This window comes from Bacillus sp. SRB_331 (assembly GCF_003264175.1).
In the GTDB taxonomy this organism is placed as follows: domain Bacteria; phylum Bacillota; class Bacilli; order Bacillales; family Bacillaceae_G; genus Bacillus_A; species Bacillus_A mycoides.
Map to the genome: position 1 here is coordinate 151770 of NZ_NADV01000004.1, position 15932 is coordinate 167701.

Annotated in this window: 20 protein-coding genes; 8 read left to right on the forward strand and 12 right to left on the reverse strand. The window is 36.6% G+C overall.

Going from position 1 to position 15932, the window contains the following annotated elements:
- The first annotated feature begins 31 nt into the window (after positions 1 to 31).
- The 6 genes from B5P42_RS03100 to exsF all read left to right on the forward strand — a co-directional run bounded on the left by B5P42_RS03100 (position 32) and on the right by exsF (position 5371).
- On the forward strand, positions 32 to 763 hold the full coding sequence (locus B5P42_RS03100) for an alpha/beta hydrolase (protein ID WP_002030493.1): 732 nt from the start codon (positions 32 to 34) through the stop codon (positions 761 to 763).
- 90 nt (positions 764 to 853) lie between these two features.
- Entirely contained in the window at positions 854 to 1372 is a 519-nt protein-coding gene (locus B5P42_RS03105; RefSeq protein WP_113733636.1) for a YjcG family protein, read from the forward strand.
- Position 1373: 1 nt separating this feature from the next.
- Positions 1374 to 1796 carry a GNAT family N-acetyltransferase gene (locus B5P42_RS03110; RefSeq protein ID WP_044437812.1) on the forward strand — a complete coding sequence of 141 codons (423 nt, stop codon included), beginning with the start codon at positions 1374 to 1376 and terminating at the stop codon, positions 1794 to 1796.
- 223 nt (positions 1797 to 2019) lie between these two features.
- Positions 2020 to 4086, forward strand: a complete 2067-nt coding sequence (locus tag B5P42_RS03115) for an ATP-dependent helicase (protein WP_044437809.1) — start codon at positions 2020 to 2022, stop codon at positions 4084 to 4086.
- A gap of 143 nt (positions 4087 to 4229) precedes the next feature.
- Positions 4230 to 4700, forward strand: coding sequence for a spore coat protein CotY (gene cotY, locus B5P42_RS03120; protein ID WP_002011392.1), 471 nt, complete (start codon positions 4230 to 4232; stop codon positions 4698 to 4700).
- A gap of 167 nt (positions 4701 to 4867) precedes the next feature.
- Positions 4868 to 5371, forward strand: coding sequence for an exosporium protein ExsF (gene exsF / locus B5P42_RS03125; protein WP_002011391.1), 504 nt, complete (start codon positions 4868 to 4870; stop codon positions 5369 to 5371).
- 76 nt (positions 5372 to 5447) lie between these two features.
- Here exsF and B5P42_RS03130 read toward each other — a convergent pair whose 3' ends face one another.
- Together B5P42_RS03130 and B5P42_RS03135 are read right to left on the reverse strand one after the other, a co-directional pair.
- Positions 5448 to 5633, reverse strand: coding sequence for a hypothetical protein (locus tag B5P42_RS03130; RefSeq protein ID WP_044438098.1), 186 nt, complete (start codon positions 5631 to 5633; stop codon positions 5448 to 5450).
- A gap of 164 nt (positions 5634 to 5797) precedes the next feature.
- Positions 5798 to 6157, reverse strand: a complete 360-nt coding sequence (locus tag B5P42_RS03135; RefSeq protein ID WP_002140858.1) for a DUF1360 domain-containing protein — start codon at positions 6155 to 6157, stop codon at positions 5798 to 5800.
- A gap of 124 nt (positions 6158 to 6281) precedes the next feature.
- On the opposite strand from B5P42_RS03135, the gene exsY reads away from it, so the two are divergent.
- Positions 6282 to 6746, forward strand: a complete 465-nt coding sequence (exsY, locus tag B5P42_RS03140; protein ID WP_002140857.1) for an exosporium assembly protein ExsY — start codon at positions 6282 to 6284, stop codon at positions 6744 to 6746.
- 48 nt (positions 6747 to 6794) lie between these two features.
- Here the strand turns inward: exsY and B5P42_RS03145 are convergent, their stop codons facing one another.
- The 10 genes from B5P42_RS03145 to B5P42_RS03190 form a co-directional block, all read right to left on the reverse strand.
- Positions 6795 to 7313, reverse strand: a complete 519-nt coding sequence (locus tag B5P42_RS03145) for a CotO family spore coat protein (RefSeq protein WP_181295479.1) — start codon at positions 7311 to 7313, stop codon at positions 6795 to 6797.
- A 147-nt stretch (positions 7314 to 7460) separates the two neighbouring features.
- Positions 7461 to 8231, reverse strand: coding sequence for an enoyl-ACP reductase FabI (fabI, locus tag B5P42_RS03150; protein ID WP_002011384.1), 771 nt, complete (start codon positions 8229 to 8231; stop codon positions 7461 to 7463).
- Positions 8232 to 8339: 108 nt separating this feature from the next.
- Positions 8340 to 9194, reverse strand: coding sequence for a dTDP-4-dehydrorhamnose reductase (rfbD, locus tag B5P42_RS03155; RefSeq protein ID WP_002011383.1), 855 nt, complete (start codon positions 9192 to 9194; stop codon positions 8340 to 8342).
- A gap of 11 nt (positions 9195 to 9205) precedes the next feature.
- On the reverse strand, positions 9206 to 10177 hold the full coding sequence (gene rfbB / locus B5P42_RS03160) for a dTDP-glucose 4,6-dehydratase (RefSeq protein WP_044437803.1): 972 nt from the start codon (positions 10175 to 10177) through the stop codon (positions 9206 to 9208).
- Between the two features lie 15 nt (positions 10178 to 10192).
- Positions 10193 to 10738 (reverse strand): dTDP-4-dehydrorhamnose 3,5-epimerase, encoded by a 546-nt coding sequence (rfbC, locus tag B5P42_RS03165; protein WP_002011381.1) that lies wholly within the window; start codon positions 10736 to 10738, stop codon positions 10193 to 10195.
- Between the two features lie 8 nt (positions 10739 to 10746).
- Complete coding sequence (locus B5P42_RS03170) at positions 10747 to 11484, reverse strand: sugar phosphate nucleotidyltransferase (protein ID WP_085309764.1); 738 nt, start codon at positions 11482 to 11484, stop codon at positions 10747 to 10749.
- Positions 11485 to 11498: 14 nt separating this feature from the next.
- Positions 11499 to 12179: a glycosyltransferase family protein gene (locus B5P42_RS03175; RefSeq protein ID WP_113733637.1), complete on the reverse strand. Its 681-nt coding sequence runs from the start codon at positions 12177 to 12179 to the stop codon at positions 11499 to 11501.
- A gap of 11 nt (positions 12180 to 12190) precedes the next feature.
- Positions 12191 to 12877 (reverse strand): glycosyltransferase family protein, encoded by a 687-nt coding sequence (locus tag B5P42_RS03180; protein ID WP_002140852.1) that lies wholly within the window; start codon positions 12875 to 12877, stop codon positions 12191 to 12193.
- On the reverse strand, positions 12874 to 13563 hold the full coding sequence (locus tag B5P42_RS03185; RefSeq protein WP_113733638.1) for a class I SAM-dependent methyltransferase: 690 nt from the start codon (positions 13561 to 13563) through the stop codon (positions 12874 to 12876). Before B5P42_RS03185 ends, B5P42_RS03180 begins: the two co-directional genes overlap by 4 nt.
- 155 nt (positions 13564 to 13718) lie before the next feature.
- A complete protein-coding gene (locus B5P42_RS03190; protein ID WP_002125963.1) occupies positions 13719 to 14816 on the reverse strand; it encodes a tetratricopeptide repeat-containing glycosyltransferase family 2 protein in 1098 nt (365 codons plus the stop codon).
- A 165-nt stretch (positions 14817 to 14981) separates the two neighbouring features.
- On the opposite strand from B5P42_RS03190, the gene B5P42_RS03195 reads away from it, so the two are divergent.
- Positions 14982 to 15815, forward strand: coding sequence for a BclA C-terminal domain-containing protein (locus tag B5P42_RS03195; protein ID WP_113733639.1), 834 nt, complete (start codon positions 14982 to 14984; stop codon positions 15813 to 15815).
- Positions 15816 to 15932 lie beyond the last annotated feature (117 nt).

Sequence of the window (15932 nt, forward strand, 5' to 3'; positions counted from 1 at the left end):
TTACAGTAAATTTTTATTTAGGGGGATATACATGAATCAAACAATAGGGAGAATTGAAGAAATTTCATTTTTTAGTACATCACTTCAAGAGGAGCTTACACTTCTTGTTTATTTACCAGTAAATTACACACCTCTCCATAAGCATACGGTTGTTATTGCACAAGATGGTAGAGATTATTTTCAGCTTGGTAAAGCGCACCGTGTAATTGAGCGTCTTCGTGAAACTGAAGAAATCGACCGCACAATTATTGTCGGTATTCCATATAAAAATGTACACGATCGTAAGGAAAAATATTTCCCAAATGATGTAAAGAATGCTGCTTACATTCGTTTCCTTGCTCATGAGCTTGCTCCATATATTGATGCAAATTATCCAACATATCAAATGGGTAAAGGACGCGTTTTAATTGGAGATTCTCTCGGCGGTACAGTTTCCTTCATGACCGCACTTATGTATCCGCATACATTTGGTAAGGTCGTTATGCAATCACCATTTGTTGATGAAACAGTCATGAACTTAGCAAAAGATTTCAAAAATCCGGGGGCGCTAGATCTTTATCACGTAATTGGGACCGAAGAAACAGCTGTCAAGCGTACAGACGGACAAGTATCTGATTTCGTAGAACCAAATCGCGAGTTAAATAAACTACTTACAGATAGAAATTTCATCACGCATTATGAAGAGTTTGAAGGGAATCACACATGGAAATATTGGCAAGCAGATTTACCAAAAGCATTTTCTCATATTCTATCAATGAAATAATAGAGAGCGGTATTCAGAATAATTTGATATAATAGATAAAGAGATTTATTCTCAAAATCTAACTAGACTTGCAAAGGGAGGAATTGGAACATGAAATTAGGAATTGTAATTTTCCCATCAAAAATGATTCAAGATAAAGCGAACGGATTGCGTAAACGTTATGATCCGCACTACGCATTAGTTCCGCCACATGTTACATTGAAAACACCCTTTGAGACGCAAGATGATCAACTAGAATCGATTGTAAACGAGTTACATACAATCGCAAGTAAAACGAACCCTTTCACCCTTCATGTTGGAAAAGTCGGTTCATTCGCACCTGTTAATAATGTTCTTTATTTTAAAGTAGAAAAAACACCTGAACTAACTTTCTTAAATGAAGAAATGCATAATGGTTTCTTTACACAAGAGCGTGAATACTCTTTCGTACCTCATTTAACAATCGGTCAAGATTTATCAGATGCAGAGCATGCTGATGTATTAGGTCGATTACGTATGAAAGATTTCTATTATGAACAACCAATCGATCGTTTCCACCTTCTATACCAATTAGAAAATGGAACATGGACTGTACATGAAACATTCCACCTCGGAAAGGAGAACAACTAATTTGCACGCACAAATCGTACAAACGGACGAACAACTAAGAGATGCATTCTCTGTACGTAAGCAAGTATTTGTGAATGAGCAACGTGTTTCTGCAGAAGAAGAGTATGATGAGTTTGAAGAAATTTCAACACACGTTGTTATATATGATAATGATGTTCCAGTTGGTGCTGGTCGCTTCCGCATCGTTGATGGAGTTGGAAAGATGGAACGCATTTGCGTACTAGCTTCCCATCGCAAAAAAGGCATTGGCAAAATCATTATGGATGCACTTGAAGCGTATGCGAAGGAAGAGTCTCTACCGAAATTGAAACTCCATGCTCAAACACATGCTGAATTTTTCTATAAAAAGCTAGGATACGTGACGGCTTCTGATGTGTTTATGGAAGCAAATATCCCGCACGTCGTAATGATAAAAGAATTATAAAGTGAAACTTTAATCAGTGGGGGTTTTGTTCATCCCCCACTGATTATTAGCCTTCACCAATCGGGCGTTTACGGGCACCTGAATTTTGAAGTGAGAGTTTTACTGCCCGCAAATAGCGGGGTAATTTTGTAGCAGGAGGTAGCCCCTCCTGTTTTTTACATTGCTATTTTCTTTTTCTTCCGCTAAAGTTAAATGTTGATGCTATAGTTTTGAAGGTGAATATATGACACAAGAAAAATTTTCACAAAAACCGTTAACACACGCTGGCATTCCGCAAGCGGCGTATCATATTCCGAAAACATCTACCCATTTAATTATGGAAGAAGATGCAGATGCGGCGTATTTCCGCGCTTTAGAACAGCAAGGTGTTTATTTAAATGAAAAACAGTTAGAAGCAGTGCAAACGACAGAAGGACCTGTCCTTACACTAGCTGGTGCTGGAAGTGGTAAAACATCTGTTTTAACAACTCGCGTTGGTTATTTAGTTAATGTAAAACATGTCCATCCGCGAAATATTTTACTGCTGACGTTTACACAAAAAGCAGCTGAAGAAATTCGAAGCCGTGTAGCGAATTTACCTGGTATGAATCATGCCGCAAGTAGCTATGTCGTTGCTGGTACATTCCACTCTGTCTTTTTAAAATTGCTTCGTAGTCAAGGATATAATCAGCAAATTTTAGCAAATGAAAAACATAAACAAATTATGATAAAGAAAATTTTGAAAGAATTGCGCTTAAAAGACGATTATGATGCCGAAACGATACTCGCTATGATTTCACTTGAGAAAAACAACTTGAATCGTCCGAAAGATGTAAAAGCGAAAACACCGGTTGAACAAGAGTTCAAAGAAGTATACGAACGTTTCGAAGAGGTAAAACAACGACACAATTATATCGATTTTGACGACATCTTATTAGAAATGTATTATATGTTAGAAAATAACGCTCCCCTGCTTACTCAATTACAAGAGCGTTTTCATTACATTGAAGTAGATGAGTTTCAAGATACGTCGTATGCACAATATGAAATTGTAAAATTGTTAGCCACGCCAAGAAATAATTTATTTATCGCAGGTGATGACGATCAAGCGATTTACGGCTGGCGAGGGGCAAGTCACCAAATTATTTTATCTTTTCCAAAGGAATTTGATAATACAACGATTATCGCACTTAATACGAATTATCGATCTAATCCATTTATCGTCGGACTTGGAAATGAAGTTATTAAGCTCAATCAAGAACGTTTTGATAAAGAGCTATATTCTGTTCGTAACGATGGCATGCAGCCGTTTTATGCACGACCTGCGACAACTCTTGATGAAGCAAATCAAATTTTGCAACTCATTCAGGAAAAAGTAGATAGTGGTGAACGAAATTATAAAGATTTTTGTTTATTATATCGTACACATTCTGTGAGCCGTTCTTTACTTGATCAGCTTACAATTCATAAGATTCCATTTATTAAACATGGAGCGAGCCAATCGTTCTACGAACATTCTTTAATTAGGCCCGTATTAGATCACTTACGACTCGTGCTTGAACCGTTCCGCCTCGAATCACTTTCAAATATATTACCAACAATGTATATTGGCCGTGATGAGTGCATTTCATTTATTGAACGTGAACAATGGAAATATGGTGAGGGCCGTTTCCCTTCTCTTCTTCATTTTCTATTACTAAACCCAAGCTTGAAACCTTTTCAAGTTAAAAAAGTAAATGAGCGAATCGATTTTATTAAGTTTATAAAAGAACTTGAACCGAAAAAAGCATTGAAAGAAATTATTCATGGTAAAGGAAAGTATTTAGAGTACTTACAAAGTAATGATCGTTCTTCCTTTACGATGCATAAGGACATACAAGAAGAAATGTTAGAAGAATTAATGGAATCAGCAACTCGCTTTACGGATATTCCAGCTTACTTACAATTTATTAATGAAGCCATTCAAGGTCAAAAAGAAATGGAAGCATTAAAAACAATGCCGCAAAAAGATACCGTATCGCTTATGTCAATTCATAACGCGAAAGGCCTTGAGTTTCCATGCGTCTTTTTACTCGGAGCAAGCGATGGTATATTGCCGCATACTTCTTCTTTAAAAGATGCAAATGACCGTGTGACGGAGACTTCTGAAGCATTAGAAGAAGAACGACGATTACTCTATGTCGCCATTACACGCGCAAAAGAAGAACTTTACATTTCCTCCCCGCAATTTTTCAGAGGAAAGAAACTAGATATATCTCGTTTTCTATATACTACGCAAAAAGATTTACCTGAAAAGACATCCATTAAATAATGGGTGTCTTTTTCCATATCACGATATGTACATCCCCTCTATATAAATTCCCTGTTTCTATCCTGAGAATTAACGTAATATCAACCATATCCCGTTCATATTGTAATAGTGTATGTCAGAACTCACGATAAGGAGTGAACATAATGAGCTGCAATTGTAATGAAGATCATCAACACCATGATTGTGATTTCAACTGTGTATCTAATGTCGTTCGTTTTATACATGAACTACAAGAATGTGCAACCACAACATGTGGATCTGGTTGCGAAGTTCCATTTTTAGGAGCACATAACACTGCATCAGTAGCGAATACACGTCCTTTTATTTTATACACAAAAGCTGGAACACCTTTTGAAGCATTTGCACCATCTGCAAGCCTTACTAGCTGCCAATCTCCAATTTTTCGTGTAGAGAGTATAGATGATGATGACTGTGCTGTATTGCGTGTATTAACTGTAGTTTTAGGTGATGGTACCTCTGTACCACCTGGTGACGATCCAATCTGTACATTTTTAGCTGTACCAAATGCAAGATTAGTATCAACCTCCTCTTGTATTACTGTTGATTTAAGTTGCTTCTGCGCTATTCAATGCTTACGCGATGTTTCTATATAAAACTGAATACTAATTTAAGCATGGATTGGGTGGCAGATGATTCTGCCACCCAATCCATGCTTAAAAGGTATTATTATGTATTTTTTATAAAATTGGGAACTTGTCTAGAACATAGAACCTGTCCTTTTCATTAACTAAAAGTAGAAACAGATAAAGGAGTGAAAAACATGTTCTCTTCTGATTGCGAATTTAATAACATTGATTGTGAGGCGAAACCAGCTAGTACACTACCTGCCTTCGGTTTTGCTTTCAACGCTTCTGCACCTCAGTTCGCTTCACTATTCACACCACTACTATTACCTAGCGTAAGTCCAAACCCAAATATTACTGTTCCTGTAATAAATAATACAGTAAGTGTCGGAGACGGTATTCGAATTCAAGTAGCTGGTATTTATCAAATCAGTTATACATTAACGATCAGTCTTGATAACGTTCCTACTGCACCAGAAGCTGGTCGTTTCTTCTTATCATTAGGTACACCAGCTAACATTATTCCTGGATCAGGTACAGCGGTTCGCTCTAACGTTATTGGTACTGGTGAAGTAGACGTATCCAGCGGTGTTATTCTTATTAACTTAAACCCTGGTGACTTAATTCAAATTGTACCAGTTGAACTGCTTGGAACTGTAGACATCCGTGCTGCAGCATTAACAGTTGCACAAATTAGCTAGTAAAAAGCGGTATTTCTTAATTGAAATACCGCTTTTTATTTTTACAATAAAAAACACTCACCGTAACATGAGTGTTTCATTCTTCATATTGTTTTATTGTATTCTTCTTTTTCCCACAGTTGCATCCCTTTTTTTTCACAAACCCTTGTTGCTGTAATTGCTCTTGATATGCCTGATGTTGTGCTTGTTGCTGTTGCTGTATGTTATACCACTGCTGCAGGTCATATGAATTTCGCCTTGGATTATTGCTCACAGCAAACATCTCCTCTACTGTCAATTCTGTCTATTCACTATATGAACAACTCCTTATTTCCGTTCCCTCATTCTTTTAAACTCCGCTTTTTCTAACATCATGAAAATTTATCCCGATTGGTGAGGGCTGATAATTAGCGGGGGATGCCCCACACTGATTAAATTTTCACTTTATTATTCTCCCATAAAATATCCTGTAATTGTTTCAATGATCGCTGCTGCACCTGCAATGGCTAATAATGCTAGTACAGGCTCTGCAACAATAGGAATCCATTTATATAAAACTAATAAAAAAGCACTAACCCACACACCTGTACACCAATAGCAGCTTAATAATTCTCCCATCCACTTTCTTAATCCTTTCCCTTTCACCTTTGTAAAAGTCGATACACTTCCATCAGGCTCTGTAATCTCTAACTCATCAATAAACGGTCTTCGCAAAAAAGCTGTAATTTTATCATAAACAATAAGACGAGTTAACCTAAATGCAGCTAGCGCAAAAATAAAAAATAAAAGCCAGCTTGTAAATAACATAATTCCACCTTCCCTATCCTCTTTAGCCTATTTAAAAAAAAAGGTCTTAAGATTGTGACCAAATCTCCCCCACTCCAATATCTTATTAATGTAAATACAAACAAGAAGATAAGGAGTGACATTAATGAGTTGTAACGAAAATAAACACCATAGCTCTTCTCACTGCGTAGTTGACGTCGTAAAATTCATCAATGAACTACAAGATTGCTCTAGTTCAACATGTGGTTCTGGTTGTGAAATTCCATTTTTAGGAGCACACAATACAGCAGCAGTAGCAAATACACGCCCTTTTATTTTATACACAAAAGCTGGAACGCCATTTGAAGCATTTGCACCATCTTCAAGCCTTACTAACTGCCAATCTCCAATTTTCCGTGTAGAAAGCGTAGATGACGATAGCTGTGCTGTCCTACGTGTGTTAACTGTAGTATTAGGTGATGGGTCTCCTGTACCACCTGGCGACGATCCAATTTGTACGTTTTTAGCTATACCAAATGCAAGATTAATCTCGACATCTACTTGCATTACTGTTGATTTAAGCTGCTTCTGTGCTATTCAGTGCTTACGCGACGTTTCTATAGTTAAGTAAACTAAAAAACTATTGGGGTGGTAGAAGCTTTCTACCACCTTTACATATTTAAAAGCCGGCCATATCAATCGATTTGATGTCTTCTATAGATAATCGAATATCTCTCATACTATTTGGTGGCATAATGGATACAATGCCATTACGGTAAGATATAATCGATCCTATATATGAGACGGTCGTCGTTCTTATTCTACATCTTACTTTTGGAATGTAATGAGGACGATTTAATAAAAAATGAATTTTTTCTTCATTATTCATATCCTTAAAGGATTTATTGTAAGGGACCGTTCTCACTTGCTCTTCCTCTACTTTTTCTTCCACCTCCACTTGAGGCTCCTCTCGTGGTTCTTGTTTCTCTTGTTCTACCACTTCTTCCACAGCACTACTTACAATACTTTCATTTCTATTACTTTGCTCTTTTTGATCCTCATCTTCGAAATTCGTTAAAATAATTCTTTTTATTTTCGGTGCAGCGAGTTCTAAATTTACTTGTGCAATATATAACAACGGTTTTCCAACTGTTGAACTTTTATTTTTATTCTTCACACTCGTCCCTCCCACTTCCATACGTAGCTGGATAAATCGTGTACTATTATAGTTATATTCATAACGTGGCTAGAACTTTCGTTAAAAATCGTTCTTTCTGAGAACAATTAAAAAGGACAGTCTCAACGTTTAGAGACTGTCCTTTTTAAACTTTAATTCCTATTATATTTATCCTAAAATATGATATCCTGAATCAACATGAATGTTTTCACCTGTTACTCCGCGTGCTAAATCACTGAATAAGAATACTGCTGTATCTCCAACTTCTTCTGGAGTCGTCGCACGACGAAGTGGTGCGCGTTCCTCAATTTCTTTTAAGATTGAGTTAAAGTCGCCTACACCTTTCGCAGATAACGTACGAATTGGTCCTGCAGAAATAGCGTTAACGCGAATGCCATGTTGTCCTAAATCGTTCGCTAAATATTTCACGCTAGCTTCTAACGAAGCTTTCGCAACACCCATAACGTTATAGTTTTTCACAACGCGCTCGCCGCCAAGGTATGTTAAAGTTAAAATATTTCCGCCTTCTGTCATCACTTTCTTCGCTTCTCTTGCTACAGCTGTTAAAGAGAATGCACTAATATTTTGTGCAAGTAAAAATCCATCGCGAGAAGTATCTACAAATTCACCTTTTAAATCATCACGATTTGCAAAAGCAATACAGTGTGCAACACCGTGAATTGTACCAACTTCTTGCTTAATAGTTTCAAAGCAAGCTGTAAGTTCTTCATCATTCGTTACATCACAAGGTAATACAAGTGATTCTTGTCCTTCTAATGTTTCCGCTAGTTCACGAACGTTTCTTTCTAAACGCTCTCCTGCATATGTGAATATTAATTTTGCACCTGCATTATGCAAAGAGCGAGCAATTCCCCATGCAATACTTCTTTGGTTCGCAACGCCCATAACAACAAATGTTTTCCCTTGTAATAGTTCCATGATATATCCTCCCAGAAATACTTATACTTGTTATTAGTACCTGATACTATAATTATAGTACCATAAAACCTCTTAAAGGCAAACAAAAAAGTCACTAACATAAATTTGTTAATGACTTTTTGTTTCTATAAAAAACCTTTCTAATCCTTCTTCCCAAGTAGGCATTTGTAAAAAACCATTTAATCGTAGCATGTTATGTTGAAAGATAGAATATTTTGGTCTCGCAGCCGCCGATCCGAATTCTTCAGTTGAAACAGGTAATACATTCACTTTCATATTTGCATACGAAAATATTTTTTGGGCAAATTCAAACCAAGAACATGATCCTCTATTGGATACGTGATACGTACCGTATAAAGAAGTGTGAATGAGCTTATTAATCATCATATTTAAATCTGCCACGTACGTAGGAGAGCCAATTTGATCCGCTACAACAGATATGTTTTCTCGCTCTTTTCCTAATCGTAGCATCGTTTTCACAAAATTATTTCCATACTTACCATACAACCACGATGTACGAACTATAAAATATTTATTATGTAACTCTTTTACGAACTGCTCTCCTGCAAATTTAGAAGCTCCATATATATTTATCGGTGCTGGATTATGAAATTCATGATAGCCATCCGGTTTGTCACCTGGAAATACATAATCGGTACTGACATACACTAACTTAGCCCCTACTAATTGTGAAGCAACCGCTACATTTCGAGCTCCAATCGCATTTATTAAGTAAGCAAGATCCTGTTCTTTCTCAGCACCATCTACCTTCGTATACGCTGCACAATGAACAATTGTATGTGGCTTTATTTCTTGTACCACTTGCTTAATTCGGGATATATTTGTTACATCTAATAACTTTTTATCAAATGGATATATGTCATATTCCTCAGAATTCAACTCTTCTTGTAGTTGCTTCCCTAGCTGACCGTTCGCTCCCGTTATGATAATCCGTTCTTTCATCTACATGCCCCTTACTTTTCTTTTAGTGGTTTCCACCAGTCCACATTGTTTTTATACCATTCCACCGTTTCTTTTAATCCTTGTTCGAACGTATACTTCGGTTCCCATTCAAACTCATTCTTCATTTTTTGTGCATCAATCGCATAACGACGGTCGTGACCTAAACGGTCTGTTACAAATTCAATATCTTTTTTCGTTTTTCCTAAAAGTTTTATAATTTGTTCCACAACATCTACATTTGTTTTTTCGTTATTTCCGCCGATATTATACACCTCTCCTACACATCCCTTATGCAAAACGGTGTCAATTGCACTACAATGATCCGTTACATGCAGCCAATCCCTTACATTCAATCCATCACCATATAATGGTAGTTTCTTTCCTTCAAGCGCATTCGTAACCATTAACGGAATTAATTTCTCAGGATATTGGTACGGTCCGTAGTTATTAGAACAACGCGTTATAATAACTGGTAATTGATACGTTTCATAATAAGATAAGGCTATCATGTCGCTACTCGCTTTACTTGAAGAATATGGACTATTAGGAGCTAGCGGGGTTTCCTCTATAAATTTCCCGGTTTTCCCTAAAGAACCGTATACTTCATCTGTTGATACTTGCACGAGTTTAATATGTGAATATTTTTTCACTAACTCCAACAGCGTGACTGTACCTATTACATTCGTATCATAAAAAGGAATTGGGTTTTCAATACTACGATCCACATGTGATTCAGCTGCGAAATTTACAATTACTTGCACGTCACGTTCCTTAACAACATGTTCCAGCAGCTCTCCATTTTGGATTTTCCCTTTTACAAATGAGTAGTTAGGATTTTCTTGAATAGACTTTACATTATTTAAATTCCCGCTATATGTTAATGCATCGTAATTAATGATTTTATATGTTTCATAGTTTTTTAACATATAGTGAATGAAATTACTTCCAATAAATCCAGCTCCACCTGTAACTAATATATTCATAAACAACTCTCCTACTTAAAAACTATCTTCATATTCCTGAAGTAATGGTAATATTCGATCCTTATCGGACAAGATAGGATTTGTTACCGGCCATGGAATTGATAATTCTTTATCTTCCCAAAGCAAACCGGAATCGTGATCAGCACTATAATACTCATCTACTTTATACATAACAATTGTATGAGGTACAAGTGTACAAAAACCATGAGCAAATCCTTTCGGCACTAATAATTGCCTATGATTATCCGCACTTAAAATATAACCTCTCCACTTTTTAAATGTAGGTGAATCTTTTCGCAAATCAACGATAACATCATATATTGCACCTTGCATAACTTGAATGAGTTTCGTTTGTGCTTTCGGATTTTTTTGAAAGTGTAGCCCTCGAATCGTCCCCGAATGCGCTGAATAAGATACGTTATCTTGCAGAAATGAATGCGTAATCCCTAACGATTCTAGCATCTTCTTATTATAACTTTCAGTAAAAAAACCTCGCTCGTCTTCAAACAATCTCGGTTCTAACAATTTCGCATCGGTAAAATTTGTTTCTACAACTTTCATATTTTCACCTATTCTCCATTAAACTGTTTCCCAAAGTTTATATCCCGCGCTAACGTATTCGCTCTTTGAAGAGAAGCATGCGTTCCCGCATCAGTCCACCAGCCACTCATTTCATTATAAGTAAGTACTCCTCGTTTTAAATACCAATTATTTATATCTGTAATTTCAAGTTCTCCTCTTGCGGAAGGTTTTAATTCTTTTATATAAGAAAAGACTTTCGAATCATACAAATAAATTCCCGTAACAGCATAAGAACTTTTCGGCTCATTCGGCTTTTCTTCAATTTCAATTATTTTTCGGCCTTTAATATGCGCTACACCAAATCGCTCGGGATCTTCTACAGATTGAAGCAGCACTTTAGCCCCTTCTTTTTGACTTGCAAACTCTTTAACATACGGGCAAATATCATCTGAAAAGATATTATCTCCTAATATAACTACCATCCGATCATTTCCTACGAAATCTTCACAAAGTCCTAGCGCCTGCGCAATCCCACCCGCCTTATCTTGCACACGATACGTAAAGGATACACCAAACTCTTGACCACTTCCTAGAAAGCTCACAACATCTCCCATATGCTCTTTACCGGTAATAATCATAATATCTGTAATTCCACATCGCTTCAGCTTATATACCGCATGATAAATCATCGGATACCGCCCAACGGGAAGTAAATGTTTATTCGTTACTTTCGTTATTGGATATAATCTCGATCCTGTCCCGCCTGCTAAAATAATCCCTTTCATCCTTCATCTCTCCCTTATGATGGAGATAGCACCTCTTTATAATGTTCCACAAAAATTTCCCGGTATTTCTCATATGTATCCACATCAAACTCATCTCCGTTGTAATGAATACACCATAGATTTGCTTGATTAGGGATACCAATTAAATATCCAGCCTTTTGAAATTCTAAAGACTGTGACACATCATAGAAATGGAATCCTTGAAACAAATCCTCTCGCCACGGAATATCATACTGCGTTGCCATGAGTAAACCATCGATTGCTTGCACTGACATAAAAGATTGATTTCCATAAAACCCCTGATCCAAATTTAATAATTGATAATTCTGTCTTCTGTACTCAATCACTTTCCCTACTAAATTTTTCCCTTCCCACCATATCCCGTTACTCGGTAAAAACTGAGCACCAGCTACTCCAATTAAACCAAGCTTTTCATTTTCTTTAAAAAGAGAAATGAGGGTACAAAACATATCACGATTAATAAGGTAAGTATCTTGATGTATATATACTTTATATTTCGCCGGATATGAAAGTGCTCGATTGTACGCACTTGCCATACTTTTCGCATCTCGTATCGGAAAAATTTGCACTACATAACCAGGGGGAACAACAATGTTTCTTATTTGCCTTTCGCATTGCTCGAAAAGCTCTTCATTATTTACACAAACAACGACTAATATTGTATGATCTTTCATTTTGTAGCCCTCTATTCTTCCTTATTCACATCTGACATATAGTTCTCTACAAATACTTTTCTATACTTTTCATAGTTCGTCATATTTACATCGAAATGATAATGAATACACCAAGCATCACGCTGCACAGGGACACCGACTGTATACCCAGCTTTTTTAAATTCAAAAGATTGGGATACATCATAAAAATCAAACCCATCAAATAAGTCCTCTCGCCACGGAATATCATATTGTGTCGCCATCAATAAACCGTCAATACATTCCACAGGAATAAACGTTTTTGATTCATGAAATGGTTGCTCTAAACTTGCCATATAAAACAAATCGTTCATATAACCAATGACTTTCCCGACAATCCCACGCCCTTCGTTCCATACACCATTTGGAGGAACATATTGAGATCCAACCATCCCAATCATCCCAAGATGTTCATGCTCCTCAAATAATTGAATTAATCCGTATAGAAAGGCTCCATTTATAATAAAGACATCTTGGTGTAAATACACTTTATACTTCGCTGGATGTGAAATGGCTTGATTGTATCCGCTCGTCATACTTTTTGCATTTCGAATCGGCATAAATTGTATAGTATACCCAGGAGGTACTGCCAATTTCAATATATGTCGCGCACATTGTGCATACAATTTCCGATCATTTATACATGTAACAAATAGTATTGTTTTTTCTGCAGCACTCATAATTGTGATTTTTCTGCTTCAATAATATATTGAAATACAACTGTCTCAGCCATGAAGCCACTTCCAAGACGATACTTTTTACAAATTCCATATAACTCTTCAATAAGTGGCTCATATATTTTATGATCAATATATACACGATCTACTTTACTAATAGAATATCCTGCTTTTAAAAACATTCTTAGCATTTCATTAAAAGTAAAGAAACGAATATGCGTTTTATCTAATAAGCCATATTCTGTATACGTCCAATTTCCAGCGAGTAAGGGAGCTAATACTGAAATGTGCGCAACGTTTGGTATGCTAGCTAAAATCACACCATTTTCTTTTATATATGGCTTTACTTTCTTTATGACAGCCCACGGATCAAATAAATGCTCTAATACATCCCCGAATATGACACAATCAAATTGTTCCTTCTCATAAGGAAGATCCATTGTTTCTATATCACCTAAAATAACATGATCTAGTTTTTCTTTCGCTTTTTCGGCAGCCTCTGGGAACGCCTCAATTCCTGATACACGTGCTCCATTTTCTTTTATAGCCGCTCCTAATGCACCGCTCGAGCAACCAATATCAAGAACTTCTTGCCATTCCTTTTTTATATGCTTGAATAAATTAGGATTTATCGCATTATAATAATGTTCAGATTTTTCTTCGTATAAAGAACTTTTCTCCCGATTCATTTCACACACTCCTTATGCAAATTGAATTTGAAATATAAACAAAAGATATTCTACAAAGGATGCCATCTCTATTGGTTGCATTACCGATACTCTAATATATAGCCATTCTACTATCATTAGAATAGCGACAAGTCATTTCCTAAAAATAGAACAAATTACATTTTATATTGTTTATCATAGATGCCTCTAAAATATTTACGGTTATATTCAATCGCAGCATTATTCGGAACATAAGAAGCTGCCAATTCATTATAATAATAAGCTTTATCTTGATCTCCTAATCTGCTATAACAAATACACATTTGTAAATATGGAATCCACGTATAACTAGCCGGACTGTGAAAAGGACTATCCTCTGCTAGCGGCACTTCAGTTGCTAGCTTAAACCAAAATATCGCTTCATTATACTTTTGTTGTTCCATATATATATATCCTATTCTTGTACAATTCTCTCCTCTAGGAATACCATAACGAAACGACTTCGTACAAGTTTCAACTGCCTTCTCCCAGTCTCCTAACTTCGCATAGCAATCTCCTAACTTACCACATGCATAAATTTTCTCTTCATGCCATCCTTCCTCTTGATTAAGAAATGTTTCATACAGAAGAACCGCATCGTCGTATTTTTGATTATCCATAGATTCATTACCGTAATAAAATAAATCTCTCGGGCTTAATTCTTCTCCAGCTGCTACAGCATTTTGAAAAATTTTCAAATTACGATTCGTTATTTCTTTTTCTTTCTTATGTGTAATGGCGACATTACTATTGTAAATCTCACCAGAAACAGCTAAATACTCATGCACCTTTCCAAACCATTGAAATTGTTTTTCACGCTTTACAAGTCGATATCTTCTTGTGCAATATAAAGGTTTCCCATTAGAATCCATTACAAGATAATAAGGCATAGAAACAGCGTCAACTTTACCATCTAACTCTCGTTTTAATGTTTTCAGTGATTCTTGAGCTTCCTCTAATAACACATCATCAGCATCTAACCATAATATATATTCTTGCGTTGCTTTTGAAAACGCGAAATTTCTAGCTGCCGCAAAATCATCAACCCACGGAAAATCGTGTATGTTAGAAGTGTATTTTGCTACAATTTCCTTCGTTCGATCAGTGGATCCTGTATCAACTACAATAATTTCATCAACAATTTTTTCTACCGCGTCCAAACATCGATCTATTGTATTTTCCTCATCGCGAACAATCATACATAGACTAATTGTAATTCCTTGCTTGTTCAACATAATCACCCTCTTCCAACTCAATCATATGTTATACATACAATAAACTTTCCATTTTTTTAACTTGTTCAAGCTATTTAAGATTTCTTTTTAATAATTCAAATGTCCGTGTCATTTTCTTGTGATTTTGCATCTACTATATAATGAAAGCTTTATGGAGGTGAATTTATGTCAAATAATAATTATTCAGATGGCTTAAATCCTGATGAATTCTTATCAGCTAGTGCATTTGATCCTAATCTTGTAGGTCCAACTTTACCACCAATACCACCGTTTACACTTCCAACCGGGCCTACTGGACCGACTGGGCCTACTGGGCCTACTGGGCCTACTGGAGACACTGGTACAACTGGCGCGACTGGAGACACTGGCGCAACTGGACCGACTGGGCCGACTGGAGACACTGGTGCAACTGGACCGACTGGGCCGACTGGAGACACTGGCGCAACTGGACCTACCGGGCCGACTGGAGACACTGGCGCAACTGGACCGACTGGGCCGACTGGAGACACTGGTGCGACTGGTGCGACTGGACCTACTGGACCTACTGGACCTACTGGACCTACTGGACCTACTGGGCCGACCGGGCCATCTGGATTAGGACTTCCAGCAGGATTGTATGCATTTAACTCTGCTACAGTTTCTTTAGCTCTTGGAATTAATGATCCTGTACCGTTTAACACGGTTGGATCTCAGTTTGGTACAGCAATTTCTCAATTAGACGCTGATACTTTCATCATAAGTGAAACTGGATTCTATAAAATTACTGTTATCGCATATACTGCAGCAGTAAGTTTATTAGGTAGCCTTGCAATTCAAGTTAATGGAGTTAATGTACCAGGTGCAGGCACAAGCTTAATCTCACTTGGAGCACCTATCGTTATCCAAGCAATTACACAAATTACAATAACTCCATCAATGGTTGAAGCAATTGTTACTGGAATTGGATTATCATTAGCTCTTGGTACAAGTGCATCCATTATCATTGAAAAAATCGCTTAATTTTTTTACTTAGCAGTAAAACTGATATCAGTTTTACTGCTTTTTCAATTATGAATTCAAGCATGAAACTTTCACTATATACATAATCATATTGTTGTATGACATTTTGCAGGAGGC

What these genes read in the sequence shown, in the direction of transcription:
- B5P42_RS03100 (WP_002030493.1), top strand. Translation starts at nt 32, where the DNA reads ATGAATCAAACAATAGGGAGAATTGAAGAAATTTCATTTTTTAGTACA.
- B5P42_RS03105 (WP_113733636.1), top strand. Translation starts at nt 854, where the DNA reads ATGAAATTAGGAATTGTAATTTTCCCATCAAAAATGATTCAAGATAAA.
- B5P42_RS03115 (WP_044437809.1), top strand. Translation starts at nt 2,020, where the DNA reads ATGACACAAGAAAAATTTTCACAAAAACCGTTAACACACGCTGGCATT.
- cotY (WP_002011392.1), top strand. Translation starts at nt 4,230, where the DNA reads ATGAGCTGCAATTGTAATGAAGATCATCAACACCATGATTGTGATTTC.
- exsF (WP_002011391.1), top strand. Translation starts at nt 4,868, where the DNA reads ATGTTCTCTTCTGATTGCGAATTTAATAACATTGATTGTGAGGCGAAA.
- B5P42_RS03130 (WP_044438098.1), bottom strand. Translation starts at nt 5,633, where the DNA reads ATGTTTGCTGTGAGCAATAATCCAAGGCGAAATTCATATGACCTGCAG.
- B5P42_RS03135 (WP_002140858.1), bottom strand. Translation starts at nt 6,157, where the DNA reads ATGTTATTTACAAGCTGGCTTTTATTTTTTATTTTTGCGCTAGCTGCA.
- exsY (WP_002140857.1), top strand. Translation starts at nt 6,282, where the DNA reads ATGAGTTGTAACGAAAATAAACACCATAGCTCTTCTCACTGCGTAGTT.
- B5P42_RS03145 (WP_181295479.1), bottom strand. Translation starts at nt 7,313, where the DNA reads ATGGAAGTGGGAGGGACGAGTGTGAAGAATAAAAATAAAAGTTCAACA.
- fabI (WP_002011384.1), bottom strand. Translation starts at nt 8,231, where the DNA reads ATGGAACTATTACAAGGGAAAACATTTGTTGTTATGGGCGTTGCGAAC.
- rfbD (WP_002011383.1), bottom strand. Translation starts at nt 9,194, where the DNA reads ATGAAAGAACGGATTATCATAACGGGAGCGAACGGTCAGCTAGGGAAG.
- rfbB (WP_044437803.1), bottom strand. Translation starts at nt 10,177, where the DNA reads ATGAATATATTAGTTACAGGTGGAGCTGGATTTATTGGAAGTAATTTC.
- rfbC (WP_002011381.1), bottom strand. Translation starts at nt 10,738, where the DNA reads ATGAAAGTTGTAGAAACAAATTTTACCGATGCGAAATTGTTAGAACCG.
- B5P42_RS03170 (WP_085309764.1), bottom strand. Translation starts at nt 11,484, where the DNA reads ATGAAAGGGATTATTTTAGCAGGCGGGACAGGATCGAGATTATATCCA.
- B5P42_RS03175 (WP_113733637.1), bottom strand. Translation starts at nt 12,179, where the DNA reads ATGAAAGATCATACAATATTAGTCGTTGTTTGTGTAAATAATGAAGAG.
- B5P42_RS03180 (WP_002140852.1), bottom strand. Translation starts at nt 12,877, where the DNA reads ATGAGTGCTGCAGAAAAAACAATACTATTTGTTACATGTATAAATGAT.
- B5P42_RS03185 (WP_113733638.1), bottom strand. Translation starts at nt 13,563, where the DNA reads ATGAATCGGGAGAAAAGTTCTTTATACGAAGAAAAATCTGAACATTAT.
- B5P42_RS03190 (WP_002125963.1), bottom strand. Translation starts at nt 14,816, where the DNA reads ATGTTGAACAAGCAAGGAATTACAATTAGTCTATGTATGATTGTTCGC.
- B5P42_RS03195 (WP_113733639.1), top strand. Translation starts at nt 14,982, where the DNA reads ATGTCAAATAATAATTATTCAGATGGCTTAAATCCTGATGAATTCTTA.